This is a genomic window from Streptomyces sp. NPDC059247, from assembly GCF_042754005.1.
Lineage (GTDB): Bacteria > Actinomycetota > Actinomycetes > Streptomycetales > Streptomycetaceae > Streptomyces.
In genome coordinates, this window is sequence record NZ_JBHYZW010000011.1 from 109,595 (window position 1) to 134,877 (window position 25,283).

Below are 25,283 nucleotides of genomic sequence, written 5' to 3' on the forward strand. Positions count from 1 at the left end.
TGGCCCTCCCGCGCCGATGAACCCCTCCAACTGCCCCTGACCAGCGGAGACATCCGATTGTCAGTGGCATGGTGCACGGTGGATCCCACAGCAGGTCGAACGATCTGGAGGGGGATCCATGACCGTGCCCGAAACCGTCGCGCAGCCCGGTTCCGGCGTCGAGACGGACGCCGGACCGGCGCGGCCACAGGCCGCCGCCGAGGTCCTGAGGCCGCACGCCGAGCACGCCTTCGCCGGTGAACTCGCCGCGCTCGCCACCGCCGACGACCGGCCCCGCCCCGCCCGCTGGCGCCTCTCGCCGTGGGCCGTCGCCACCTACCTTCTCGGCGGCACCCTCCCCGACGGGACGGTGATCACGCCCAAGTACGTGGGACCCCGCCGCATCGTCGAGGTCGCCGTCAGCACGCTCGCCACCGACCGGGCCCTGCTGCTGCTCGGCGTGCCCGGCACCGCCAAGACCTGGGTCTCCGAGCACCTCGCCGCCGCCGTCAGCGGCGACTCCACCCTCCTCGTCCAGGGCACCGCGGGCACCCCGGAGGAAGCCGTCCGGTACGGCTGGAACTACGCCCGGCTCCTCGCCCACGGCCCCGACCGGGAAGCCCTCGTGCCCAGCCCCGTCATGCGCGCGATGTCCCTCGGCATGACCGCCCGTATCGAAGAGCTCACCCGTATGCCCGCCGACGTGCAGGACACCCTCATCACCGTCCTGTCCGAGAAGACCCTGCCCGTCCCCGAACTGGGCCAGGAGGTCCAGGCCGTCCCCGGGTTCAACCTGATCGCCACCGCCAACGACCGCGACCGGGGCGTCAACGAGCTCTCCAGCGCGCTCCGCCGCCGCTTCAACACCGTCGTCCTGCCCCTGCCCGCGACCCCCGAGGCCGAGGTCGACATCGTCGCCCGCCGCGTCGAACAGCTCGGGCGCGCCCTCGCCCTGCCCGCCGTCCCGGCCGGGGCCGACGAGATCCGACGGGTCGTCACCGTCTTCCGCGAGCTGCGGGACGGCGTCACCACCGACGGCCGCACAAGGGTCAAGTCCCCCTCGGGCACGCTCTCCACCGCCGAGGCCATCTCCGTCGTCACCGGCGGACTCGCCCTCGCCGCCCACTTCGGGGACGGGATCCTGCGCCCCGCCGACGTCGCCGCGGGCATCCTCGGCGCGGTCGTCCGCGACCCGGCGGCCGACCGGGTCGTCTGGCAGGAGTACCTGGAGACGGTCGTCAGGGAGAGGGACGACTGGAAGGACTTCTACCGCGCCTGCCGCGAGGTGGGCACATGACCCCCACGGCCCCGCCGCCCGCCGCCCGCGCCCCCGGCCGGACCCCGCGCCCGGCCGCCCCGGCCGCCGGACCGCTCCTGCTCGGGGTGCGGCACCACGGCCCCGGTTCGGCGCGCGGTGTGCGCGCCGCCCTGGACGCGGGGAATCCGGCCGCCGTCCTCGTCGAAGGCCCCGCCGAGGCCGACGCCCTCGTGACCCTCGCGGCGGACCCCGCCATGCGCCCCCCGGTCGCCCTCCTCGCCCACGCCGTGGACGACCCCGGACGGGCCGCGTTCTGGCCCCTGGCCGCCTTCTCGCCCGAGTGGGTCGCCATCCGCTGGGCCCTCGACCGGGGCGCCGCCGTCCGCTTCATCGACCTGCCCGCCACCCATACCCTCGCCGCCACCGGCCCCGCCGGGGACGGCCACGGGGACGGGGCGGCCGACGACGGCCCGCGCGTCGACCCGATCGCCGAACTCGCCGGGGCCGCAGGGTACGAGGACCCCGAGCGCTGGTGGGAGGACGTCGTCGAACTGCGCGGCGACGGCGACCCGACCGCCCCCTTCGAAGCGCTCGCCGAGGCCATGGGCGCGCTCCGCGAGACCTACGGACACGGCGGCCAGCCCCGCGACCTCGTCCGCGAGGCGTACATGCGGCTCCGCCTCCGGGCCGCCCGCAAGGAGTTCGGGGACGCCGTCGCCGTCGTCTGCGGCGCCTGGCACGTCCCCGCCCTCGCCCGGCGGACGACCGTCGCCGCCGACCGGGCCCTGCTCAAGGGCCTGCCCAAGGTGCGGACCGAGCTGACCTGGGTCCCCTGGACCCACCGCAGGCTCGCCCGGCGCTCGGGATACGGCGCGGGCATCGACGCCCCCGGCTGGTACGCCCACCTCTTCGGCGCGCCCGACCGGCCCGTCGAACGATGGATGACCGAGGCCGCCCGGCTCCTCAGGGCCGAGGACCACCCCGTCTCCTCCGCCCACGTCATCGAGGCCGTCCGCCTCGCCGAGGCCCTCGCCGCCCTGCGCGGACGACCGCGCCCGGGCCTCGACGAGACCACCGACGCCGTCCGCTCCGTCCTCTGCGAGGGCTCCGACGTGCCCCTCGCCCTCGTACGGGACCGGCTCGTCGTCGGGGACGTGCTCGGCCGGGTCCCCGAAGGCGCCCCCGCCGTCCCCCTCCAGCGCGACCTGACCCGCCGCCAGCGCACCCTGCGCCTGCGGCCCGAGGCCGCCGAGCGGGACCTTGACCTCGACCTCCGCGAGGACACCGACGGCGAGCGCAGCCGACTCCTGCACCGGCTGCGGCTCCTCGGCGTCACCTGGGGCACCCCGGCCGCCGGACGCGCCGGAACCGGCACCTTCCGGGAGGCCTGGCGGCTGCGCTGGGAACCCGAACTGCACGTCCAGGTCGCCGAGGCGGGCGTCTGGGGCACCACCGTCGAGGGCGCCGCCACCGCCCGTGCCCGCTCCCGGGCGCGGGCGGCGACCGGGCTCGCCGACATCACCGCCCTCGCCGAGCAGTGCCTGCTCGCCGGGCTCGCCGACGCGCTGCCCGCCGTGATGCGGGCGCTCGCCGACCGGGCCGCGCTCGACACCGACGTCGCCCGGCTCGCCCAGGCCTTCCCGGCCCTCGCCCGTGCCCTGCGCTACGGGGACGTGCGCGGCACGGACACGGCGGCCCTCGCCGAGGTCGCCACCGGGCTCGTGGAGCGGATCTGCGTCGGTCTGCCGCCCGCCTGCGCCGGACTCGACGCGGACGCGGCCACCGCCATGCGCGAGCGGATCGACGGGGTCCACCAGGCCCTCGGGCTGCTGCCCGCCGCCGGGCGGACGGCCGACCGCTGGGCGGGCGTCCTGCGCCGCCTCGCGGACCGCGACCGCGTACCGGGCGTCCTCCGGGGCCGGGCCGCCCGGCTGCTCCTCGACGAGGGCCGGATCACCGACGAGGAGACGGCCCCGCTCATGAGCCGGGCCCTCTCGCCCGGCACCCCGCCCGCCGACGCCGCCGCCTGGATCGACGGCTTCGTCGGCGGGGCGTCCGGAGGGGGGCTGCTCCTCGTCCACGACGAGCGGCTCCTCGGGCTGGTCGACGACTGGCTCACCAGGGTGCCCGCCGAGGCGTTCACCGGCGTCCTGCCGCTGCTCCGCCGGACGTTCTCGGAGTACGAGCCCGGGGTCCGCCGCACCCTCGGCGAACTGGTCGCGCGCGGGCCGGGCGGCTCCCGGCGCCCCGTGCCGGGCACCCCCGGCTTCGCCCCGGCGCCCGACCGGGAACGGGCGGACGCCGTCCTGCCCCTCCTCCACCTCGTCCTCGGCCGGGAGACCACACCATGACCACACCCACGGACCCCGCCCGAGCAGCCGTCCCGGCCGTCGCCGCGATCCCCTCCGGCACCGGGCCGACCGGCGGGCCGGGCGTCCGGCCGCCCGGCTGCGGGGACGACGAGCGGCTGCGGCGGTGGCGGCTCGTGCTCGGGGGCGGGGAGGCCGAAGGGACCGGGCGGGGGCTCACCGGGACCGACGCCGCCGTGGACGGGGCGCTCGCCGCGCTCTACGGGCGCGGGACCCCCGGCGCCGAGCGCGCCGGACGGGAGCGTTCGGCGGGGCTCGGGGCCTCCGCGCCCTCCGTCGCCCGCTGGCTCGGCGACATCCGTACGTACTTCCCCGGCTCCGTCGTCCAGGTCATGCAGCGCGACGCCATCGACCGGCTCGGCCTCTCCACCCTCCTCCTGGAGCCGGAGACGCTGGCGGCCGTCGAGCCGGACGTCCACCTCGTCGGCACCCTGCTCTCCCTCCACAAGGCCATGCCGGAGACCACCAGGGAGACCGCGCGCGCCGTCGTGCGCCGGGTCGTCGACGACCTGGAGGAGCGCCTCGCCGCCCGCACCCGCGCGACGCTCACCGGGGCCCTCGACCGTTCCGCCCGGATCAGCCGCCCGCGCCACCGGGACATCGACTGGGACCGTACGATCCGCGCCAACCTCAAGAACTACCTGCCCGAGCACCGCACGGTCGTCCCGGAGCGGCTCGTCGGCCACGGGCGCGCCTCCCGGGCGGTCAGGAAGGAGGTCGTCCTCTGCGTCGACCAGTCGGGCTCGATGGCCGCCTCCGTCGTGTACGCCGCCGTCTTCGGCGCGGTGCTGGCGTCGACGCGGTCCCTGGCCACCCGGCTGGTGGTCTTCGACACCTCCGTCGTCGAGCTGACCGATCTGATCGACGATCCGGTGGACGTCCTGTTCGGCACCCGGCTCGGCGGCGGCACCGACATCAACCGCGCGCTCGCCCACTGCCAGTCGAGGATCACCCGCCCCGCCGACACGGTCGTCGTCCTCATCAGCGACCTGTACGAGGGAGGCATCCGTGACGAGATGCTGAAGCGGGTCGCGGCGATGAAGGCCTCGGGCGTGCGGTTCGTCGCGCTGCTCGCCCTCTCCGACGAGGGCACCCCGGCGTACGACCGCGAGCACGCGGCGGCGCTGGCCGCGCTCGGTGTCCCGGCCTTCGCGTGCACTCCCGACCTGTTCCCGGAGGTGATGGCCGCCGCCCTGGAGAACCGCCCGCTGCCGATCCCCGTCGACTGACGGCCATCAGCCACCAGCCACCAGCCACCAGCCACCAGCCACCAGCCACCGGCCACCAGCCACCAGCCACCGGCCACCGGTGTCCGACGACTCACAGCCGACAGCCGACCACTCGCGGCCGACCGGTGACCGGCCACAGCCGACCCGCGCGGCCCCCTGCCCAGGCCCGCAGGCCGCAGCCGCGCCCGATCGCCGATCCCCGACCTCCGGCCCGCTGCCCCGGCCCCCATCCCCGGAGCCCCCCCCGACTCCCGTGGGCCCCCGCGCGGTCCCGGCGGTGACCGCCCGGCCCGGACCCGTACCGTCCGGCCCGTCTGGCCCCGTCCGGATCTCCCGCCTCCCCCGTCCGGGTTCGTCCGTGCCCGTCCGCCGGTGCGGATTCCGTTGTGTCCGGGCCACTCGCACGGGTGTCCTCGGGAGGACTGAGTCCCATGTCACACCCCCTGTCAGGGGCGTCCCACCAGGGGCTCCGGCGTGTCGCGCGGAAGCGGGAGCCCAAGCGCCACCTGCCGTGCGGGGTGTCCGGTCCGGTCCGCCGCCCCCTGCGGAGGGTCCCCCGGTCCCTACGATCTGTGACCCGTATCACCGCTCGGTTGTGATCTGCGATTTAGGGACCTACGTCCCACGGCGATAACCTGCGAGACGGACATGCCGCGTCCACGGCCACCGTGTACGCCTTCCTTGTGACAGCGCAGTCACGTTGCCCTTCGCGGCACGCCCACGCAGACAACGAACCGCGATCATCAGAAAAGGGACGGACGCGCGTGGACCTGTTCGAGTATCAGGCGAGGGACCTCTTCGCCAAGCACGGTGTACCGGTGCTGGCCGGTGAAGTCATCGACACGCCTGAGGCGGCGCGCGAGGCCACCGAGCGTCTTGGCGGCAAGTCGGTCGTCAAGGCGCAGGTGAAGGTCGGCGGCCGTGGCAAGGCCGGCGGCGTCAAGCTGGCCGCCACCCCCGACGAGGCCGTCGCCCGCGCGACGGACATCCTCGGGATGGACATCAAGGGCCACACGGTCCACAAGGTGATGATCGCCGAGCTGTCCCCGGAGATCGAGGCGGAGTACTACGTCTCGTACCTCCTCGACCGCACCAACCGCACCTTCCTCGCCATGGCGTCCGTCGCCGGTGGCATGGACATCGAGGAGGTCGCCGCGACGACCCCCGAGAAGCTCGCGAAGGTGCCCGTCGACTCCAACAAGGGCGTCGACATCGTCAAGGCCCGCGAGATCGTGGCCCAGGCGCAGTTCCCGGCCGAGGTGGCCGAGAAGGTCGCCGAGGTCATGGTGACCCTGTGGGACACCTTCGTCGCCGAGGACGCCCTCCTCGTCGAGGTCAACCCGCTGGTGAAGACCAAGGACGGGCGCGTCCTGGCCCTGGACGGAAAGGTGTCTCTCGACGAGAACGCCGACTTCCGCCAGCCGGAGCACGAGGCCCTGGAGGACAAGGCCGCGGCCAACCCGCTGGAGGCCGCCGCCAAGGCCAAGGGCCTCAACTACGTCAAGCTCGACGGCGAGGTCGGCATCATCGGCAACGGCGCCGGTCTGGTCATGTCGACCCTGGACGTCGTCGCGTACGCCGGTGAGAACCACGGCGGCGTGAAGCCGGCCAACTTCCTCGACATCGGCGGCGGCGCCTCCGCCGAGGTCATGGCGAACGGCCTGGAGATCATCCTGGGCGACCCGGACGTCAAGTCCGTGTTCGTCAACGTCTTCGGTGGCATCACCGCCTGCGACGAGGTCGCCAACGGCATCGTCCAGGCCCTGGAGCTGCTCGCCTCCAAGGGCGAAGAGGTCTCCAAGCCGCTGGTCGTGCGCCTCGACGGCAACAACGCGGAGCTGGGTCGCAAGATCCTGTCGGACGCCAACCACCCGCTGGTGCAGCGCGTGGACACCATGGACGGAGCGGCCGACAAGGCCGCCGAGCTCGCGGCTGCGAAGTAAGGGACGAGGGAACCAGAGCCATGGCTATCTTCCTCAACAAGGACAGCAAGGTCATCGTCCAGGGCATGACCGGTGCCACGGGCATGAAGCACACCAAGCTCATGCTGGGTGACGGCACCAACATCGTCGGTGGCGTGAACCCGCGCAAGGCCGGTACGTCCGTCGACTTCGACGGCACCGAGATCCCCGTCTTCGGCACGGTCGCCGAGGCCATGAAGGAGACCGGCGCCGACGTCTCGGTCCTCTTCGTGCCGCCGGCCTTCGCGAAGGCCGCCGTCGTCGAGGCGATCGACGCGGAGATCCCCCTCGCCGTGGTCATCACCGAGGGCATCGCCGTCCACGACTCGGCCGCGTTCTACGCGTACGCCGTGGAGAAGGGCGGCAAGACCCGCCTCATCGGCCCGAACTGCCCCGGTCTCATCACCCCGGGCCAGTCCAACGCCGGCATCATCCCGGGCGACATCACGAAGCCGGGCCGCATCGGCCTGGTCTCGAAGTCCGGCACGCTGACGTACCAGATGATGTACGAGCTCCGTGACATCGGCTTCTCGTCCGCCGTCGGCATCGGTGGCGACCCGGTCATCGGCACCACGCACATCGACGCCCTGGCGGCCTTCGAGGCCGACCCGGAGACCGACCTGATCGTCATGATCGGTGAGATCGGCGGCGACGCCGAGGAGCGTGCGGCCGACTTCATCAAGGCCAACGTCACCAAGCCGGTCGTCGGCTACGTCGCGGGCTTCACCGCGCCCGAGGGCAAGACCATGGGCCACGCCGGTGCCATCGTCTCCGGCTCCTCCGGCACCGCCCAGGCGAAGAAGGAGGCCCTGGAGGCCGCGGGCGTCCAGGTCGGCAAGACGCCGACCGAGACGGCCAAGCTGGCGCGCGCGATCCTCGCGGGCTGAACCGGCTCACCGCCGACGGCCGGAGGCAGCAGCCGACAGCCGTACGAGAGGGCCCCGCCCCCTGCCCGGTCACCCGGGCGGGGGGCGGGGCCCTCTCACGTCACCCGGCCCGTCCTCCGGGCCCGTCCGGCGTCCGGCGCCGCGTCCGTCCGGGGCTACTCGGCCGCCGGGATCAGGCGTTCCGGGCCCGGGTTCGGTTCGGAGCGCAGGCTGTCGCGCAGTTCCACGTCCTCCGGGCGGAGCTGTTCGGGGCCGCCGCGCACGGGGACGCCGTTGACGGTCTCGCCGGGGACGTTGACCGGGAGGTAGTGGGTCGGGGCGGTCGCCGCGGCGAAGCCCGTGACGCCGATGAGGACCGCCGTCACCCCGAGGACCGCCCTGGTCCAGACGCTGGTCCTGCGGTCGCTGCCGGTGCGGACCGTACGGGCGGGCGGGAGGGTCGCCGTCGGCGCCTCGGCGACCAGCGCGCCGAGGCGCCGGTGCAGCGCCTCGGGCTCGGCCAGCTCGGGGACGCGCTGTCCGAGGACGGTCCTGGCGTGCAGCAGCCGGTTGGCGGCGGCCGGGGTGCTGGCCTCGGTCTCGGCGGCGGTCTCCGGCAGGTCGAGGCCGAGCCCGTCGTACAGCAGAACGGTACGGCGGTACGGCGGCGGCAGTTCGAGGAGCGCGCCGAGCAGGGCCCGCCGGTCCGCCTCCGTGGGCGGGGCGTCGGGGTGCTTGTGGGCGCGGCGCATCCGGTGCCAGGGGGAGAGGGCGTACTCGTACGCCGTCGCCCGCACCCAGCCCACCGGGTCGGGGTCGACCGCGACCTCGGGCCAGTGCTGCCAGGCGTGGTGGAAGGCGTACTCGACGGCCTCGCGGGAGAGACCGCGGCGCCCGGTCAGCAGATGGGTCTGGTGGACGAGCCCGGGGGCGGCGTGCGCGTAGAGCGCGTCGAAGGCCTCCTCGGGCGTGGGGCCCGGCGCGGCGGGTTCCGGTGTCCGTTCCTCCCGCGCCTCCTCGGGGGCCGTCTGTCTCAGGCGCTCCTTCGGCTTGGGGGCGCCCTTGCGGGCGGGGCCCGAGGTGATGGCGGGCGCGGGCGCGGGGGCCTTCGGCGGCCGGGCGGTCCGCTGGGCGGCGGCCCTCGGCCGTACTCCGGCGGAATCGACGGCCTGCGTCCGTACGGGTGACTTGGCCTGCGGCTGCGGGTGCCGCTTCAGGGGGGACCGGTTCGCGGCCCCCGCCTCCGCCGGGGCCCCGGCCCCGTTCGAGCCCCGAGCCCCGGACACGGCTCCGGCGTCGGATACGGCCCCGGCGTCGGGCACGGCTCCGGCGTCGGGCACCGGCCCGGACCCGGTCACGGCCTGAACCCCGTTCGGCTTCTCGTTCGGGTCCCCGTTCGGTTCCCCCCGTGGCTCCCCGCCCGACGGCCCCCCGGCCCCGGACCGCCCGGACCGCTCCGGCGGCGCGGACCCTTCCGGCCGCTCAGGGCCCGACGGCCGTGCCCCCGCCGTCGACGGGCGGTCGGCCCGTGCCCCGCCGCTCGGTGCGCCGAGCAGTCTCGCGTACGCCTCGCGCTTGCGGCCCCGGGGGGACGAGCGTCCCGTCTCCCACGATCTGACCGTGGCCTTCGTGACGCCCACGGCCTCGGCGACCTGCTCCTCGCTCAGCGCGAGGGCCTCACGCAACCTGCGCCGCTCCTTCGGGGTCGGCAGGGTGACGGCGGATGCGGAATCCGCGGGGCTCCGGCTCATCGGTGTCGACCTCCCACAGAGCGGCTGGGGGCGGAAAAGTACATAAACGTATATTGAGCGACACAGCCGAGGTTTGCCTGTTACGCGGCAAAAGCGCGTGTCGTTGGCAGCATGACCCCGTGACCCATGTGACCGAACACCCCCTGGTCCAGGGCGGTCGTTCCACCGTGCTCGCCACCGCCTGCGTCCGGGGCGGGGTCGCCGCCGGACTCGGTCTCGGCGCCCTCGCGGTCCTGGTGGTCGCGGCCTGGATCAGCTCCCCGTACCCGGACGGCGGCGCCGACGGGGCCCTGCGCCTGGCCGCCGGGCTCTGGCTGCTGTCCCACGGCGTCGACCTCGTCCGCACGGACACCCTGAGCGGGCTGCCCGCCCCGCTCGGCGTCGTCCCGCTGCTGCTGTCCGCGCTGCCCGTCTGGCTCGTCCACCGGGCGGCCCGCGACACCCTCGACCGGGGTGCCGAGGGCGCCGGTCCGCGCCTCACCGCCGGTGGCGCGGTGGCCGCCGTCACCGGGGGATATCTGCTGGTCGCGGCCGTGGTGGTGGTCTACGCCGAAGGCGGGAGGCTGCCCGCCGACCTGCTCACCGCCGGGTTCTGGCTGCCCGCCGTGGTGACGGCGGCGGCGGGCGCCGGGGTGTGGACCGCGCTCGGCCGTCCGCTGCCCGGACGGCGGCAGGCGGCGGTCGCCCTGCGGGCCACCGGACTGGGTCTCGTGACCCTGCTGGGCGGCGGCGCGGTCACCGCCGCGGTCTCGCTGGCCTGGCACGCGGGCCGGGCGCAGACGGCGTACGCCGGGCTCACGGGGGAGTGGTCGGGGCGCGCGGCGGTGCTGCTGCTCGTCCTGGCGCTGCTCCCGAACATGGCCGTCTGGGGGGCCGCGTACGGGCTCGGCCCCGGATTCACCCTCGGTACGGGCGCGCTCGCCACCCCGCTGGGCCTCGCAGGGGACCCGGCGCTGCCGCCCTTCCCGCTGCTCGCGGCGCTGCCCACCGAGCCGCGCGGTTCCTGGCCGCACTGGGCGGCCGTGGCGGTGCCGCTGCTCGCGGCCGTGTTCCAGGGCCGCCGGGTGGGCCGGGCGGCCCGGACCTGGCAGGCCCGGGACACGGCCCTCACCGCGCTGGGCGCGGCCTGGGGGTGCGGGGCGGCCGTGGCGGTCCTCGCCTGCGCGGCGGGCGGCCCGCTGGGGAGCGGCAGGCTCTCGGCGTTCGGCCCGGTGTGGTGGCAGGCGGGGGCGGCGGCGGTCCTGTGGGGCGCCTGCGCGGGTGTCCCGACGGCGCTGTGCGTACGGGCCTGGGGCCGTCGCGTCCCCCGTGCGGAACGCCCCCCGAAGCCCGGCCGGGCCTGGACGGCGGCCTTCGGGTCAGGGGGAACGGCCGGTACGGCCCCGGCGCGGGGACGGGCCACGACGGCCGGTACGGCCCCGGTGTCCGGGCCGGGGTCCGGTACGGCTCCGGGGGCCGTCGTGGACCCCGGGGCGGGCCCGGACGTCGGTGCGGGTACGGCGTCCGGTGCGGGTACGGCCCCGGCGGCCGGCCCGGGGCCCCGGGCCCGGCGGAAGTGGCCGTTCGGCCTCGGCGCCCTGTCCGGGCTGCTCGTGGGGTCCGGGACGGCGGCCCAGGGGTCCGGGACGGCGTCCGGACCGGGGACGGCGCCGGGGGCAGTGCCGGGGACGACGGCCGCGCTCGCGCCCGTATCCGGGTCCGGGACGGGCTCCGGCCCCGTATCCGAGCCCGGCACCCCGCCCCCTTCGGCGCGGCCCGAGACAGGGCGCGGCGGGACGGAGGAGGACGGCGGTCCCGGCGGGGCTCCGTACGACTCGTACGACCCCTACAGGGACTCCGGCATCTACAAGGACTCCGGCTTCGAGCCGTACGACTATCTGCCCGCCGCCTGGGAGCCGACCACGCCGACCACACCAGCCGCACCACCCCCGGTGGTCCCGGCAGTCCCGACGGACCCGGCGGATCCCGACGACCCGGCCGGGGGGACCGGCGGGCCCACGTCCTGACGCGCGGGGGAGCCCCGGCCCCCGAAGGCGTTCGCCCTCCGGCTACTCCCTGACGCCGAAGCCCGCGCGCAGCGGCTTCGGGAGCAGGTCGTTGCAGGCCAGCTGGCCCGCGTGGGTCAGGGCGTCGTCACGGCACTCGTAGAAGTCGCGGTAGACGAGCTTCATGGTGAAGCCCACCGCGACGATCATCAGGGCCACGCTCGCCGCCACCAGACCGCTGATCGCGGCGGTCCGCATCGACCGGAGCTGGGTCGCCCGGGAAGGCGCCTGTCCCGGGGCCGGGGGAGCGGGTTCGGCGGGCCCCGGCGCCGACGTCGGTTCGGGGGCGGTGGCCTTCGGCCGGGCGCGCAGGGCGCTGATCGCCCAGTACAGGCCGAGCGCGCCGAGGAGCAGCGCCAGCTCCGGGATCTCGAAGATCGCGAAGAAGAAGGCCCACATGCCCGAGAGGATCGCGTACCGGGCCCGCCGCTGCGCCGGGTCCGTGGGGTCCCAGCGCATTCCCTGACGTCCGCCGCCGGCCTGGCCGCCGCCCTGGCCGGGACCCCCCTGCCCCGGGCCGCCCTGACCGCCGTCCTGGCGCTCGGGCCCCCGGCCGAAGCCGTCGTCCGAGCGGCCGGGCTGGCGGGGGCTCCAGCGGCCGTCGGGCGAGCCCTGGGAACCGGACCCGTCGTCCGAGTCCTCCGGTCGCCGTGGCTGCCACGGCTGGTCCGGCCTGCCCTCGGGCGGCGGCGCGAACGGGTTGTTGTCGTCCGTGGACTGGCGTTCCGGCATGTGCTGAACGTCTTCCCTCTGTCGTCTCGACCACGTCCGCACCGTGGTCTCCGCTGCTGTCTCGTCTACTGGCTGTCTGCCGCGTGTGGGGGCGTCGGCCCTGACGCTACCGCCCTGCCCCGCCCCCGTCCCGCGGGGGCCGTCCGGTGTGCCGGTATCGTTGCGGTCGGTCGAGCCATTCGTAGGGTTCCCCGTATCGAGCGACACGATTCGTTCGTACGACCGCACAAACACCACGGAAAGAGTGACCCAGTGGCTGCCGCCCGCCTCGTCGTCCTGGTCTCCGGTTCCGGTACCAATCTGCAGGCCCTCCTCGACGGCATCGCCGCGGACCCCGAGGGGTACGGCGCGGAGATCGTCGCGGTCGGCGCCGACCGCGACGGCATCGCCGGTCTGGAGCGGGCCGAGCGGGCCGGGCTCCCCACCTTCGTCTGCCGGGTCAAGGACCACGCGAGCCGCGAGGAGTGGGACCGGGCGCTGGCCGAGGCGACCGCCGCGCACGAGCCGGACCTCGTGGTCTCGGCCGGTTTCATGAAGATCGTGGGCAAGGAGTTCCTCGCCCGTTTCGACGGCCGGGTCGTCAACACCCACCCGGCCCTGCTGCCCAGTTTTCCCGGTGCCCACGGGGTGCGCGACGCCCTCGCGTACGGCGCGAAGGTCACCGGGTGCACCGTCCACTTCGTCGACGACGGCGTCGACACCGGCCCGATCATCGCCCAGGGCGTGGTCGAGGTGCGGGAGACGGACGATGAAGCCGCTCTGCACGAGCGCATCAAGGAAGTCGAGCGTTCGCTGCTCGTCGACGTCGTGGGGCGTCTCGCCCGGCACGGCTACCGCATTGAGGGACGAAAGGTTCATGTCGGTGAACACGGACACCGTTAAGCCCATCCGCCGCGCGCTGGTCAGCGTCTACGACAAGACGGGGCTCGAAGAGCTGGCCCGCGGCCTGCACGAGGCCGGTGTCGAGCTCGTCTCCACCGGCTCCACGGCCGGGAGGATCGCCGCCGCCGGGGTGCCGGTCACCAAGGTCGAGGAGCTGACCGGCTTCCCCGAGTGCCTGGACGGCCGGGTCAAGACCCTCCACCCGAAGGTGCACGCGGGCATCCTCGCCGACCTGCGTCTGGAGTCGCACCGCGCGCAGCTCGCCGAGCTGGGCGTGGAGCCCTTCGACCTGGTCGTCGTGAACCTGTACCCGTTCACCGAGACCGTCCGGTCGGGCGCCACCGAGGACGAGTGCGTCGAGCAGATCGACATCGGCGGCCCGTCCATGGTCCGCGCCGCCGCGAAGAACCACCCGTCCGTGGCGATCGTCACCAGCCCGGAGCGGTACGCGGACGTGCTCGCCGCCGTCGGGGCGGGCGGCTTCGACCTGGTGGCCCGCAAGCGCCTGGCCGCCGAGGCGTTCCAGCACACCGCCGCGTACGACACGGCCGTCGCCTCCTGGTTCACCAATGTCTACGCCCCCGAGGCCGACGCGAACGGGCTCCCCGAGTTCATCGGCGAGACCCTGGAGCGCAAGTCCACGCTGCGCTACGGCGAGAACCCGCACCAGGCCGCCGCGCTGTACGTCGACGGGCAGCCGGGCGGGCTCGCCAACGCCGAGCAGCTGCACGGCAAGGAGATGTCCTTCAACAACTACGTGGACACCGAGGCCGCGCGCCGCGCCGCCTTCGACCACGACGAGCCGTGCGTGGCGATCATCAAGCACGCCAACCCGTGCGGCATCGCGGTCGGCGCGGACGTCGCCGAGGCGCACCGCAAGGCCCACGCCTGCGACCCGCTGTCCGCGTTCGGCGGGGTGATCGCCGTCAACCGCGAGGTGTCGGTGGCGATGGCCGAGCAGGTCGCCGAGATCTTCACCGAGGTCATCGCGGCCCCGGCGTACGAGGACGGCGCCGTGGAGGTCCTCGCGCGCAAGAAGAACATCCGCGTCCTGCGGGTCGAGGGCACCCCGGCGCAGCCGGGTGACGTCAAGTTCCTGTCGGGCGGCGCGGTGGTGCAGCACACCGACGTGTTCCAGGCCGAGGGCGACGACCCGGCCCACTGGACGCTCGCCACGGGCGAGGCGCTGTCCGCCGAGGAGCTGGCCGAGCTGGACTTCGCCTGGAAGGCGTGCCGCGCGGTCAAGTCCAACGCGATCCTGCTCGCCAAGGACGGCGCCTCGGTCGGCGTCGGCATGGGCCAGGTCAACCGGGTCGACTCCGCGAAGCTCGCGGTCGAGCGGGCGGGCGAGGAGCGGGCGCGCGGCTCGTACGCCGCCTCCGACGCCTTCTTCCCCTTCCCGGACGGCCTGGAGATCCTCACCCAGGCGGGCGTGAAGGCGGTCGTGCAGCCCGGCGGCTCGGTCCGTGACGAGCAGGTCGTCGAGGCGGCGCGGAAGGCGGGCGTGACGATGTACTTCACGGGCACGCGCCACTTCTTCCACTGATCCGTTGATCCGTCACTGATCCGCGGCTTCTCCGCCGGGCCGCCAAGGATCCGCGGCTTTTCCGCCGGTCCGGACGCGTTCCGCCGATCCGTACGTCTTCCACCGGTCCCTCCGGTGCGGGCCCCGCGCCCGCGCCGGAGGGACCGGCCCTTTGCCGCCCCGAGGTCCCGCCCCCGGCCCCCCGGCCTCCACGTACCGGGTCCGCCGATCGGGTGGACTCTGGTCTAATGGGTTGCTCTTTTGTCGGCCACTGGTAGTGGGGGCGTGGTGTTGGACGTACGGAACAGGTCCGCAGAGGAGACCGTCACCGGTTCTCCCGGCCCGGCCGCCGCCGCCGAGCCGCCTGACGGCCTCGCACCCGCCCCGCTCCGCCCGTACCTGATCCTCGCGGGCGTCCTGTGCGCCCTGTACTTCCTCTACTCGTGGGTCCAGTACGCGCACTTCCGCACCCCCTCCTGGGACCTCGGGATCTTCGGGCAGTCGGTCAGGGCGTACGCCGAGTTCCGGTCGCCGGTCGTGGACATCAAGGGGCCCGGCTTCCAGATACTGGGCGATCACTTCAGCCCGGTCACCGCGCTCCTCGCCCCGCTGTACTGGATCTGGCCCTCGCCGGTCGCCCTCCTCTTCGCACAGGCCGCCCTGTTCGCCGCCTCGGCCGTCGTCGTCGGCCGGACCACCCAGCAGATCCTGGGCAGCCGGGCCACGGGCATCGGGATCACCGTCGCGTACGGGCTGTCCTGGGGGCTCCAGGAGGCGGTCAAGTCCGACTTCCACGAGATCGCCTTCGCCGTCCCGCTGCTCGCCCTGACCTGCCGGGCCCTGCTCCTCGGGCGCTGGACCGCCGCCGTGGCGTGGTCCGTCCCGCTCGTCCTGGTCAAGGAGGACATGGGCCTGACCGTCGCCATGGTCGGCGCGGTCCTCTTCCTGAAGGGGCAGAAGGGGCTCGGCGCGGCCCTCACCGGGTTCGGCACCGCCGCCTTCGCCCTGACGGTCCTCGTCCTCATCCCGGCGGCGAGCCGGGCCGGACAGTACGACTACTGGGCCAAGATAGAGAAGACCGGACAGGGCGCCGACACCTCCTTCGGACAGGTCGTCGGGGACGCCCTCGCCTCCGGCGAGCGCTGGGAGATGCTCTTCTACCTGCTGGCCGTCACCGGCTTCCTCGCCCTGCGCTCCCCGCTGGTCCTGCTCGTCCTGCCCACGCTCGGCTGGCGCTTCCTCTCCCAGGACTCCAACCACTGGGGGATGCACTGGCACTACAGCGCGATCCTGATGCCGGTCGTCTTCCTGGCCCTGGTGGAAGGCGTCCGCTCGGCGCGCACCTCGCCGCGCGCCTGGCTCGCCTCGTACGGGAAGGTGGCCGTCCCGGTCGCCACGGCGGTCGCGCTGGTCCTCGCCGCGAACCTGCCGCTGCGGGAGCTGACCAAGCCGGAGACGTACCGGACGGACGCCCGCGCCGAGCAGGCGCGGGCCGCGGTCGGCGCGGTGCCGGACGGGGTGAGCGTGGAGGCCGACGTGTCGCTCCTCGCCCATCTGACGGCGGAGCACCGCGTCTACTGGGCGGGCTCCTCGGGCGAGGTCGATCCCGATTACCTCGCCTACGACCTGCGCGGCTGGTCCCAGCAGATATCCGACCCGGTGCAGCTCGCTTCGCAACTGCATCCGGGCGCCCGCTACGAGATCGTGCACCGCTCGGAGGGCTTCGCGGTCCTCAAGAAGGTGTGACGGGACACGGAAAGGGCCGGGGCCCGGTTCCTTGTGGAACCGGGCCCCGGCCCTTTCCGTACGGTCCGCGCGGAGACGGACCGGTGCGGTCAGTACTGCTGCTTGTTGCGGTTGAACCAGGCCGAGCCGTCGGACTTCGCGACGAAGACGATGACCAGGACCGAGAGCGCCAGGGTCACGAGGCCGAGCGGCAGCGAGAACACGCCGAACAGCGCGCCGACCGAGCCGTAGACGATGGCGCCGATGCGGACACCGTTGCCGCCGGACTTGAACTTCACGGCCAGCAGGATGGCGATCACGCCGATGATCAGCGAGAAGACGGCCGCGGCGATCATCAGGCCCTGGCCCAGGCTGGCGAACGTCTCGGCGTCGGCGGAGGAGCCGGCCGACTTCTCCAGCTCGCTGCTGAAGGCGGAGGAGAGGGCGATCATCCCGATCGCGCCGATCACGTTCAGTCCGCCCATGATCCAGAGCATCACGCGCGCGGCCTTCACCCCGCCCGGCATCTGCATGGCCGCGCCCGGGAGACCGCCGTTGCCGTACGGCGAGAGCGGCGGGGCGGCCGGGTAGCCGTAGCCCTGCTGCGGCGGCACGCCCTGCGGTGCCTGCTGCGGGTAGCCGTAACCGGGCTGCTGGCCCTGGCCCTGGTCCTGCGGCTGGCCGTAAGGGTTGTTCGGGTCGCCGAAGCTCATCGCGGTTTCCTCCGTGAATTTCTCTGTGCGGGGACGACGCGGCCCGCGCGGAGGACTTTCACGGCATTTCAGTGGATTCCCCCCGGCACTTTCCGCGGTACTTCGCCGATCATCGTCGTGTCTGCGTCGACTTTTTGTCCAGTCGATAGGCGGCGGAGTTGTGCGAGTGCAACCTTCCGTTCCGTCCGAGCGGCCTTCCCCCAGGAGCGAATTGGAACAAGGCGGGGGTCATCCGGGAGGATGTCTCCATGAGCGCCCAGATTCTCGATGGCAAGGCCACCGCAGCCGCGATCAAGTCCGATCTGACCGTCCGTGTGGCGGCCCTCAAGGAACGGGGCATCACGCCCGGACTCGGCACCGTCCTCGTCGGCGACGACGCCGCCAGCCAGAAGTACGTGGCCGGAAAGCACCGGGACTGCGCGGAGGTCGGCCTCTCCTCGATCCAGCGCACCCTGCCCGCCGACGCCACCCAGGAGGAGGTCGAGGCGGTCGTCCGGGAGCTCAACGAGGACCCCGACTGCACCGGCTACATCGTCCAGCTCCCGCTGCCCAAGGGCATCGACGAGAACCGCGTCCTGGAGCTGATGGACCCGGCCAAGGACGCGGACGGCCTGCACCCCACCAACCTCGGCCGTCTGGTGCTCAACGAGCCCGCCCCGCTGCCCTGCACGCCCAACGGCGTCATCACGCTGCTCCGCCGCCACGGCGTCGAGATCGACGGCGCCGAGGTCGTGGTCGTCGGCCGGGGCGTCACCATCGGCCGCTCGATGCCGCTGCTGCTCACCCGCCGTTCCGAGAACGCCACCGTGACCCAGTGCCACACCGGCACCCGGGACCTCTCCGCCCATCTGCGCAACGCCGACATCATCGTCGCCGCCGCCGGTGTGCCGCACCTGATCAAGCCGGAGGACGTGAAGCCGGGCGCCGCCGTCCTCGACGTGGGCGTCTCGCGCAACGCCGAGGGCAAGATCCTCGGCGATGTGCACCCGGGCGTCGCCGAGGTGGCCGGCTGGATCTCCCCGAACCCGGGCGGTGTAGGCCCGATGACCCGCGCCCAGCTTCTCGTCAACGTCGTCGAGGCCGCCGAGCGCGCGGCCACGGCGCTCTGACGTGAGCTCCGGGACCCCGGGGACGTCGGGGAACCCGGACAGGACGGGCGGCACGGACGACACGGGCGACACGGACGGCACCGAAGGGGTGGACGCCACGGAGACACGGAGCACGTCGGGCTCCGGCGGGGGTACGGCCTCCGGCGCGGGGACGGCCTCCGGCGGGGGTACGGCCTCCGGCGCGGGTACGGCTCCCGGCGGGGCGTCGGGTCCCGGCAGGGGCGAGGTCTCCGGTGGCGGGACGGTCACCGCCGCGGGCTCCCCGAAGAGGCGCCGCTCCCTCTTCACCACCAGCACCGCGCGGCCCGAGGGCGGTGGACGGGCCGCCCCCGGCAACGCCCCGGCGCCCGCCCGCCAGTGGCCGCTGCTCACCGTGCTCACGCTCGCCGGGCTCGGGCTGCTGGTGGTGGGCACGGACCTGTTCCCGCAGGCCTTCCGGGTCGGCACGATCCTGATCGGGATCGCCCTCCTGGTGGGCGCGGTGATGCGCTGGGCGCTGCCGTCCGTCGGGATGCTGGCCGTCCGGTCCCGCTTCACGGACCTGATCACGTACGGGGTGATGGGCGGTCTGATCGTGATGCTGGCGCTCATGGTCCAGCCGGAGCCCTGGCTGCGTATCCCCTTCCTGGAGGAGATCCTCCACCTCACCGTCACGTAGTCCGGAGCGCGTGAGGACGGCGCCCGCCCTCTCCCCCGTGGGAGGGCGGGCGCCGCTGTGATCAAGGGTCATGTACGTGCCAATGGACGTTCAAGCTCCGGCGGCGCGCTGTGGCACGGAGGTGACCATTCCGCTACCTCGGCGCCGCACCGGGGCAGCGGGCCCGGCCGTGGACCTGCCATCCTTCGGGGAACGGCAGGCACGAGGGGTACGGGACAAGGGAGACCGCGCATGTCCGGCTGGAAGGCGCTGCCAGGCGAACTCGACCCGGACATACGAGCGTTCACGGAACGGCTCCGCAGGCTGGTGGACCGCAGCGGCCTCGCGGTCACCGCCCTCGCCGACCGCACCGGACACGAACGGTCCGCGTGGGACACGTACTTGGACGCGCTCCTTCCCGTACCCCGGGGCGCCGTCATGGCCCTCGCCGAGGCGACGGGCGACGACCCGGCGGCCCTCACGGCCCAGTGGCGACAGGCGGACCGCGCCTGGGCCGCGCTCGCGGCGGCGGCGGAGCGCGCGGGACGGGACGGCATCAATCCCGGTGCCGGTGCCGGTCCCGGAGACGATCTCGACCGTGCCGACCGTGCCGACCGTGCCGACCGGGCCGTACCGCTCGACGCCGTGGCGTCCGCCGAGGACGTCGAGCGGTACGGCTTCGGCGGGGCGGCCCGTGCCGGGGGAGGCGCGGAGACGGCCCACCGCGACGACGGCGACCGCACCCTGAGCCTCCGGCGCGTGGAGCGGCCCGGTACGGCGCCGGGCGCCGGGCACGACCGCCCGCCCCGGACCCCGGCCGGTCCCGGCCCCGGCCCCGCACCCGGGACCGGCCGGGGCGCCGCCGGAGCCGCACCCGGGACCACCCGGGCCGCCGCCGGAGCCGTCCACGGCGGCTCCGCACCGGCCCCCGGCCCCGCGCCCGGCCCGCGTACCCCTGTCCCTGTCCCTGTCCCTGTCCCTGCCTCGGTCTCGGTCTCGGCCTCCGGCTTCGGCCCCGACCTCGGTTCCCGTGCCTTCGGCTCCGGCTCGGGTCCCGGAGATCCCGCGCCCGGCCCCCGTGCTCCCGTCCCCGGCTCCGGTCCCGTGTCCGGACCGGCCGCCCCCGCTTCCCGGCGCCGTACCGTGCTGCTCTACGCCGCCGGGATCACCGGCCTGGCGCTCGTCGTCACCGCCGCGCTGCTCCTCGTCGACCTCGGCGGCTCCGGCGGTACGGACGACCGGGCGACCGCCCCGCCCCCGACCACGGCGCCGCCCACGACCCGGCCCCCGAGCCTCCCGCCCGGCGTGAAGTGCGTGGGCGCCGACTGCGCGGGCCGGGACCCGGAGGACATGGGGTGCGGCGGCGACCTCGCCGTCACCGTCGCGGGGGCCCGGGTCGGCGACGCCCGGGTCGAGGTCCGCTACAGCCGCGTCTGCGGGGCCGCGTGGGCGCGGATCGCCGGGGCCGCCCCCGGCGACACCGTGACCGTCGCGGCCTCCGGCGCCGAGCGGAGCGCCACCGTCGTGAGCGGCACCGGGGCGGCGGCGACCGGCGCGTACACCCCGATGGTCGCCGTGGGCTCCGGCACGGCCGCGCGCGCCTGCGGCACCCTCGCGGACGGCGGGAAGGGCTGCACCACGACCCCGGACCCGTGACACCGGGCCCGGGGCGGGCCGACCGCAGTGAGGCGGACCACAAGGGGGTGGGGATTCAGCGGGGCCCGGGTCGGATAGCCTGACCGCTGGATATCTCTTCATGTCGAGACACCGATCGATCAAGAGAGCTATCCCGCACCAGGGGCAGGGACCCCCACCGCCAGCTGTCTTACGGAGATCGCCATGACCCGCACTCCCGTGAATGTCACCGTGACCGGCGCGGCCGGCCAGATCGGCTACGCGCTGCTCTTCCGCATCGCCTCCGGCCACCTGCTCGGCGCGGACGTGCCGGTCAAGCTGCGCCTCCTCGAGATCCCGCAGGGCGTGAAGGCCGCCGAGGGCACCGCCATGGAGCTCGACGACTGCGCGTTCCCGCTGCTCAAGGGCATCGACATCTTCGACGACCCGAACCAGGGCTTCGCTGGCGCCAACGTCGCGCTGCTCGTCGGCGCCCGCCCCCGCACCAAGGGCATGGAGCGCGGCGACCTGCTCGCCGCCAACGGCGGCATCTTCAAGCCGCAGGGCAAGGCCATCAACGACCACGCCGCGGACGACATCAAGGTCCTCGTCGTCGGCAACCCGGCCAACACCAACGCCCTGATCGCCCAGTCCGCCGCCCCGGACGTCCCGGCCGAGCGCTTCACCGCGATGACCCGTCTGGACCACAACCGCGCGCTGACGCAGCTGGCCCAGAAGACCGGCTCGTCCGTCGAGGACATCAAGCGCCTCACCATCTGGGGCAACCACTCGGCGACCCAGTACCCGGACATCTTCCACGCGGAGATCGCGGGCAAGAACGCCGCCGAGGTCGTCGGTGACGAGGCGTGGCTGTCCGACACCTTCATCCCGACCGTCGCCAAGCGCGGCGCCGCGATCATCGAGGCCCGTGGCGCGTCCTCCGCCGCCTCCGCCGCGAACGCCGCCATCGACCACGTCCACACCTGGGTCAACGGCACCGCCCCGGGCGACTGGGCCTCCATGGGCATCCCGTCGGACGGCTCGTACGGCGTCCCGGAGGGCCTGATCTCCTCCTTCCCCGTCACCTGCGTCGACGGCAAGTACGAGATCGTCCAGGGCCTGGAGATCAACGACTTCTCCCGTGCCCGCATCGACGCCTCCGTCCAGGAGCTCGCCGAGGAGCGCGACGCGGTGCGCGAGCTCGGCCTGATCTGAGTCCGGTCCGACCGGCCTGATCCGAGTCCGGTACCGACCGGCCCGATCCGGGGCCGGTCCCACCCGGACCCACCTACCCGGCGCCCCCGGGCCGTACGACCGACCGTACGGCCCGGGGGCGCCGTTCTCGTGCCCGCCGGGCTCCCGGCCCCTCCGCCGGTCCCGCCCGCCCGGGTCCCGCGCTCCCACCGGCACGGCCGACCGCGCTCCCGGTCCCTGGTCGGCGCCCCCCTCGCCCGGCTCTCGTATTCCCGCCGACACCGCTCGGCCTCCTCCCCTATGCTGACGCCCCGGTCCGCCGCCAAGGCGGCCGTACCTCACGGCAGTTGCACACCATCGGGGGAGTTTTGCCGCAGTCCTTCCTGCCCGGGGAGCCCGACGAACCACCGAACGCGCCACCGGGCGTCCCACCGCAGATCCCGCCACAGGCCCCACCGCAGGCCACACCACCCGGCTTCCCGTCCGGCTTCTCGCCCGGCATCCCACCCGGCTTCCCGCCCGGCGGTGGCCCGGCGCCCGTCGGCCCGCGCCGCCACCCGTCCACCAGTGAGGCCACCCGGCTGCTCTGCGCGGGCGCCTACCTCGACGACGCGTACCGGGACGCGGTCATCGACGAGCTGTACGTCCACGAGGAGCGCTTCGCCGCCCCCTCCCTGGGCTTCGACGCCGCCCGCGTCCTCGCCCACGCGCTGCGCGCCCGCCGCGTCGAACTCGGCTGGTCCCTCGGCGTCATAGCCCTCTGGATCATCGCGCTGCCGCTCACCAGGGGCCTGATCCTGTTCCTGATCGTGCCGTTCGTGGTGGCCGGTCTGGCCCGCTGGATCCGCGGCCGGTCCGCCGCCGCGCCCCTCTTCCGGGTGGTCCCCGCCTTCCTGCTCCGCTGGTACGGGCGGCTGATGCTGCTCCAGTCCGTGCTGCTGCTCCTCTTCCTCGCCCTCAGCGACCAGGAGGCCGTCTGGGAGGGACTCGACGGCGCCGCCGACACCCTCGCGTTCGTCGGCTTCGGGGTCGGTGCCGTCGCCGGACTGGGGGGCGTCGGACCGGTGGAGGCGTGGCTCACCCTGGCGGTGCCGTGCCTCGTCGCCTGGGCGGTGGCCACGCAGCAGGGCCAGTTCGCCCGCGCGCTCACCGAGGAGCTGTCCCGCGACCGCTTCCCCGACCTGGCCTCCGACCCCGCCGAACGGGCCGAGGGCGTCCGGTTCCGGCGGCTGCGCGACCGCGTCCGGGTCGAGCAGGGCGAACCGCTCGTCATGTACGGCGCCGAGGACCCGTTCTGCGGCGCGGGCGAACCGTACGAACCGTGGTCGCTCTCCGTCGAACTCCGGCCCCGCGAGGACCTCGGGGGCCCGGCCTCCCCGCTCGACAACAGCGCCGTCATGCGGCACGTCGTCCCGCTGGTGGAGGCCCTGCGCGAGCCCTCTCCGCACGGCGCGCCGCACCTCAGGGCGGCCGTCCGGGACCGGCTGCGCGAGCTGGAGATCGACGAGGTCGTCTTCCTGCCGGTCGACGGGCTTCCGGCCCGCACGGCCGCCCCGTACGGCCCCGAGGGCTTCGAGCGGCACCGCTCGGGCTCCGTCGAGGAGGGCGGCGAGGCCCGCCGCCACTTCCTGCGGATCCGGGTCGGCGGCTGGGGCGAGGAGGTCGTCACCACCGTCTTCGTCCGCGTCCACACCCAGGGCGGGATGCTGATGCTGGAGGTCGCGCCGCACGTGCTGCGGCCGGTGAAGCCGCTCTACCGGTACGCCGACCGGATCGCCCACCGCTACCGGCACAACCACCGCTTCGGCCGGGCCGTCTGGGCGCTGGGCCGCACCCCCCGCTCCGGCGGACAGGCGTTCGTCACCGCGGGGCGTTCGCTCGGGCACCTCTGGCGGCTGCTCACCGGCGGCCACGCCCGCGCGCTGCCCGAGGGGCCCCGGATCTCGGTCCGCGAGCTGGGCTCCGACGACCGGGCCTCGCTCTTCCAGGAGATGGACCACAGCCGCTATCTGAAGAGCGTGCAGGACCGGATCGCGAACGGCGTCCTGTGCGCGCTCCGCGAGGCGGGCTACGAGACCGGCGAGTTCGAGCAGCGGATCGTGCACGTCGCCGAGGGCGCCACGTTCATCGAGAACACCCGGGGAAACGTCACCGTCGGCGACCACAACACCGTCACCAACAGGACCTTCACCACCACGAGCACCGGAGGAAACCGTGGCTGAGCAGGAGACCGGAACCGGCGCCGGACGCGCCCACGGGGGCGTCCACGTCACCAACACCGGCGGCAACGTCACCATCGGCGACCACAACACCGTCACCAGCACCGTCCAGGGTGCCGCGCCCCACCGCGACCCGGCGCAGGAGGAACTCCTCCGGGCCGTCCGCAGGCTCCGCGCCGACCTCGAAGGCGTCGTGCCCACCGAGGGGACGGCCGCCCTCGGCACCGAACTCGCCGACACCGAGGACGAGATCGAGGGCACCGGCCGCGCGGGCACCGGACGGCTGACCCGGCTGCGCCGCGCCCTCACGGACGCGGGCGCGGTGACCGGCATCCTCGCTTCGGGGGTGGCCGTCGGCCAGGCGGTCGGCGTGCTGCTCGGTGGCTGAGATGAGCGGATACGGGGGAGGCGGGCGGGACGGCGGGGGCGCCCGCTGGAACGCCGGGACCCAGTCCTGGGAGCGGTACGGCGGCCCGCCGGGTCCCGTGGGAGAAGAGGGGCCCGATGCCGGGAGCGCGGAGGCGCTCGTGGTGCGGGCGCCGGAGCACGCCGTCCCCCCGCCCGTTCCCGGGTACGCCCCGGAGTACGGGCCGGGTCGCGTCCCCGCGTACGTGCCGGAGGAGGGCGGGTGGCGGTCCGCCGGGCCCGCCGACGCCCCGGCGGGGCGCCCGTCCGCGCGGACCGGCCTCGTGGCGGGAGCGGTCGTGGCCGTCCTGGTCGTGGGCTCCGTCGGCGGACGGCTGATCTGGGGCGGTGACGAGGGCGCCCCGGTGGCGGACGGCTCCCAGGTCACCGGCACCGCCACGGTGCCGGACCCGTCGTCGGAGCAGTCCTCCCCGTCCACGGACCCCTTCCCGACGGAGCCGACGGGGACGCCGGGGACGCCGGAGGGAACGGACGGGACGGCGACGCCACCGCCGGGCTACGGGGCCGTCGAGGACCCGAAGGGCTTCACGCTCGCCGTCCCCGGGGGCTGGACCCGCACCGAGTCGGGCCAGAGCGTCTTCTACACCGCGCCGGACGGCACCCGGCTGATCCAGGTCTACGCGGTCACCGAGGGCGGGTCGACCCCGTACGAGGCGCTGCGCGCGACCTCCGAGGACAGCCGCACCAGCAAGCCCGGCTACCAGGAGATCCGGCTGGAGCGGATCACCGGGGACCCGGACGCCCCGGCCGACGCGGCCGAGCTGGTGTACGTGTACACCCGGGACGACGGCAGTCGGCGCAAGGTGGTCGACCGGGCCTTCACGGCCGGGGACGGCACCCAGTACGCGATCCTGGTGGCGGGCCCGGAGGACGAGTGGCCGAACCAGCGCGAAGTCCTGCGGGTGGCACTGGAGTTCTTCGCGCCGGGCCCGTCCTGACGTCCTGACCGCCCTGACCGTCCGGTTCGCCCGGTCCGTCCGGCCCGGGTGACGCGGGCGGGGACCCGAGGGGCCGCCGACTCCGGACGGCGGCCCCGGGCGGTGGCCCCG

The 25,283-nt window shown here is 74.6% G+C and carries 19 protein-coding genes and 1 pseudogene; 16 read left to right on the forward strand and 4 right to left on the reverse strand.

Annotated features, from left to right (window positions below; all coding sequences use genetic code 11):
- Positions 1–118 precede the first annotated feature (118 nt).
- From ACFXGN_RS20860 to sucD, 5 genes are all read left to right on the forward strand, one after another.
- Positions 119–1,276 carry an AAA family ATPase gene (locus ACFXGN_RS20860; protein ID WP_384861158.1) on the forward strand — a complete coding sequence of 386 codons (1,158 nt, stop codon included), beginning with the start codon at positions 119–121 and terminating at the stop codon, positions 1,274–1,276.
- Positions 1,273–3,588 carry a DUF5682 family protein gene (locus ACFXGN_RS20865; protein WP_384861160.1) on the forward strand — a complete coding sequence of 772 codons (2,316 nt, stop codon included), beginning with the start codon at positions 1,273–1,275 and terminating at the stop codon, positions 3,586–3,588. Before ACFXGN_RS20860 ends, ACFXGN_RS20865 begins: the two co-directional genes overlap by 4 nt.
- A complete protein-coding gene (locus ACFXGN_RS20870) occupies positions 3,585–4,835 on the forward strand; it encodes a vWA domain-containing protein (protein ID WP_384861161.1) in 1,251 nt (416 codons plus the stop codon). The genes ACFXGN_RS20865 and ACFXGN_RS20870 overlap by 4 nt, the downstream gene beginning before the upstream one ends.
- A gap of 764 nt (positions 4,836–5,599) precedes the next feature.
- Entirely contained in the window at positions 5,600–6,778 is a 1,179-nt protein-coding gene (gene sucC, locus ACFXGN_RS20875; protein ID WP_384861164.1) for an ADP-forming succinate--CoA ligase subunit beta, read from the forward strand.
- A 20-nt stretch (positions 6,779–6,798) separates the two neighbouring features.
- Entirely contained in the window at positions 6,799–7,683 is an 885-nt protein-coding gene (gene sucD / locus ACFXGN_RS20880; protein ID WP_351787740.1) for a succinate--CoA ligase subunit alpha, read from the forward strand.
- Between the two features lie 155 nt (positions 7,684–7,838).
- Here sucD and ACFXGN_RS20885 read toward each other — a convergent pair whose 3' ends face one another.
- Both ACFXGN_RS20885 and ACFXGN_RS20890 read right to left on the reverse strand, forming a co-directional pair.
- Positions 7,839–9,020, reverse strand: coding sequence for a sigma factor-like helix-turn-helix DNA-binding protein (locus tag ACFXGN_RS20885; RefSeq protein WP_384861428.1), 1,182 nt, complete (start codon positions 9,018–9,020; stop codon positions 7,839–7,841).
- Positions 9,021–9,263: 243 nt separating this feature from the next.
- Positions 9,264–9,413, reverse strand: a pseudogene (locus ACFXGN_RS20890) (helix-turn-helix domain-containing protein); the annotation flags it as partial.
- A gap of 119 nt (positions 9,414–9,532) precedes the next feature.
- Here ACFXGN_RS20890 and ACFXGN_RS20895 point away from each other — a divergent pair.
- On the forward strand, positions 9,533–11,419 hold the full coding sequence (locus tag ACFXGN_RS20895) for a DUF6350 family protein (protein ID WP_384861167.1): 1,887 nt from the start codon (positions 9,533–9,535) through the stop codon (positions 11,417–11,419).
- A 42-nt stretch (positions 11,420–11,461) separates the two neighbouring features.
- On the opposite strand, the gene ACFXGN_RS20900 is transcribed toward ACFXGN_RS20895, so the two are convergent.
- The gene (locus tag ACFXGN_RS20900) at positions 11,462–12,190 is read right to left on the reverse strand and encodes a hypothetical protein (RefSeq protein ID WP_384861168.1); all 729 of its coding nucleotides are present in this window, start codon (positions 12,188–12,190) and stop codon (positions 11,462–11,464) included.
- Positions 12,191–12,442: 252 nt separating this feature from the next.
- Between ACFXGN_RS20900 and purN the strand changes: the two genes are divergently transcribed.
- The 3 genes from purN to ACFXGN_RS20915 all read left to right on the forward strand — a co-directional run bounded on the left by purN (position 12,443) and on the right by ACFXGN_RS20915 (position 16,343).
- Positions 12,443–13,072 carry a phosphoribosylglycinamide formyltransferase gene (purN, locus tag ACFXGN_RS20905; protein WP_384861171.1) on the forward strand — a complete coding sequence of 210 codons (630 nt, stop codon included), beginning with the start codon at positions 12,443–12,445 and terminating at the stop codon, positions 13,070–13,072.
- A complete protein-coding gene (gene purH / locus ACFXGN_RS20910; RefSeq protein ID WP_384861173.1) occupies positions 13,047–14,618 on the forward strand; it encodes a bifunctional phosphoribosylaminoimidazolecarboxamide formyltransferase/IMP cyclohydrolase in 1,572 nt (523 codons plus the stop codon). Before purN ends, purH begins: the two co-directional genes overlap by 26 nt.
- A gap of 267 nt (positions 14,619–14,885) precedes the next feature.
- Complete coding sequence (locus ACFXGN_RS20915; RefSeq protein ID WP_384861431.1) at positions 14,886–16,343, forward strand: DUF2079 domain-containing protein; 1,458 nt, start codon at positions 14,886–14,888, stop codon at positions 16,341–16,343.
- A gap of 89 nt (positions 16,344–16,432) precedes the next feature.
- Here the strand turns inward: ACFXGN_RS20915 and ACFXGN_RS20920 are convergent, their stop codons facing one another.
- Positions 16,433–17,035 carry a hypothetical protein gene (locus ACFXGN_RS20920; protein ID WP_384861175.1) on the reverse strand — a complete coding sequence of 201 codons (603 nt, stop codon included), beginning with the start codon at positions 17,033–17,035 and terminating at the stop codon, positions 16,433–16,435.
- A gap of 248 nt (positions 17,036–17,283) precedes the next feature.
- Here ACFXGN_RS20920 and ACFXGN_RS20925 point away from each other — a divergent pair, with 248 nt between their 5' ends.
- From ACFXGN_RS20925 to ACFXGN_RS20955, 7 genes are all read left to right on the forward strand, one after another.
- Positions 17,284–18,144, forward strand: coding sequence for a bifunctional methylenetetrahydrofolate dehydrogenase/methenyltetrahydrofolate cyclohydrolase (locus ACFXGN_RS20925; RefSeq protein WP_384861178.1), 861 nt, complete (start codon positions 17,284–17,286; stop codon positions 18,142–18,144).
- Position 18,145: 1 nt separating this feature from the next.
- Positions 18,146–18,802, forward strand: coding sequence for a DUF3017 domain-containing protein (locus ACFXGN_RS20930; RefSeq protein ID WP_384861181.1), 657 nt, complete (start codon positions 18,146–18,148; stop codon positions 18,800–18,802).
- Positions 18,803–19,033: 231 nt separating this feature from the next.
- Positions 19,034–20,437 (forward strand): DUF2690 domain-containing protein, encoded by a 1,404-nt coding sequence (locus ACFXGN_RS20935; protein WP_384861184.1) that lies wholly within the window; start codon positions 19,034–19,036, stop codon positions 20,435–20,437.
- A 183-nt stretch (positions 20,438–20,620) separates the two neighbouring features.
- Positions 20,621–21,610, forward strand: a complete 990-nt coding sequence (locus ACFXGN_RS20940; RefSeq protein WP_384861186.1) for a malate dehydrogenase — start codon at positions 20,621–20,623, stop codon at positions 21,608–21,610.
- A 347-nt stretch (positions 21,611–21,957) separates the two neighbouring features.
- Positions 21,958–23,811, forward strand: coding sequence for a hypothetical protein (locus ACFXGN_RS20945; RefSeq protein WP_384861189.1), 1,854 nt, complete (start codon positions 21,958–21,960; stop codon positions 23,809–23,811).
- Positions 23,804–24,196, forward strand: a complete 393-nt coding sequence (locus ACFXGN_RS20950) for a hypothetical protein (RefSeq protein WP_384861191.1) — start codon at positions 23,804–23,806, stop codon at positions 24,194–24,196. Before ACFXGN_RS20945 ends, ACFXGN_RS20950 begins: the two co-directional genes overlap by 8 nt.
- Before the next feature lies 1 nt (position 24,197).
- On the forward strand, positions 24,198–25,172 hold the full coding sequence (locus ACFXGN_RS20955; protein WP_384861193.1) for a hypothetical protein: 975 nt from the start codon (positions 24,198–24,200) through the stop codon (positions 25,170–25,172).
- Positions 25,173–25,283 lie beyond the last annotated feature (111 nt).

Excerpts from the sequence above, each read along its gene's own strand:
- ACFXGN_RS20870 (WP_384861161.1), top strand. The coding sequence starts at position 3,585 with ATGACCACACCCACGGACCCCGCCCGAGCAGCCGTCCCGGCCGTCGCC.
- ACFXGN_RS20920 (WP_384861175.1), bottom strand. The coding sequence starts at position 17,035 with ATGAGCTTCGGCGACCCGAACAACCCTTACGGCCAGCCGCAGGACCAG.
- purH (WP_384861173.1), top strand. The coding sequence starts at position 13,047 with ATGTCGGTGAACACGGACACCGTTAAGCCCATCCGCCGCGCGCTGGTC.
- sucD (WP_351787740.1), top strand. The coding sequence starts at position 6,799 with ATGGCTATCTTCCTCAACAAGGACAGCAAGGTCATCGTCCAGGGCATG.
- ACFXGN_RS20940 (WP_384861186.1), top strand. The coding sequence starts at position 20,621 with ATGACCCGCACTCCCGTGAATGTCACCGTGACCGGCGCGGCCGGCCAG.
- ACFXGN_RS20860 (WP_384861158.1), top strand. The coding sequence starts at position 119 with ATGACCGTGCCCGAAACCGTCGCGCAGCCCGGTTCCGGCGTCGAGACG.
- ACFXGN_RS20925 (WP_384861178.1), top strand. The coding sequence starts at position 17,284 with ATGAGCGCCCAGATTCTCGATGGCAAGGCCACCGCAGCCGCGATCAAG.
- ACFXGN_RS20935 (WP_384861184.1), top strand. The coding sequence starts at position 19,034 with ATGTCCGGCTGGAAGGCGCTGCCAGGCGAACTCGACCCGGACATACGA.
- ACFXGN_RS20955 (WP_384861193.1), top strand. The coding sequence starts at position 24,198 with ATGAGCGGATACGGGGGAGGCGGGCGGGACGGCGGGGGCGCCCGCTGG.
- ACFXGN_RS20865 (WP_384861160.1), top strand. The coding sequence starts at position 1,273 with ATGACCCCCACGGCCCCGCCGCCCGCCGCCCGCGCCCCCGGCCGGACC.
- ACFXGN_RS20900 (WP_384861168.1), bottom strand. The coding sequence starts at position 12,190 with ATGCCGGAACGCCAGTCCACGGACGACAACAACCCGTTCGCGCCGCCG.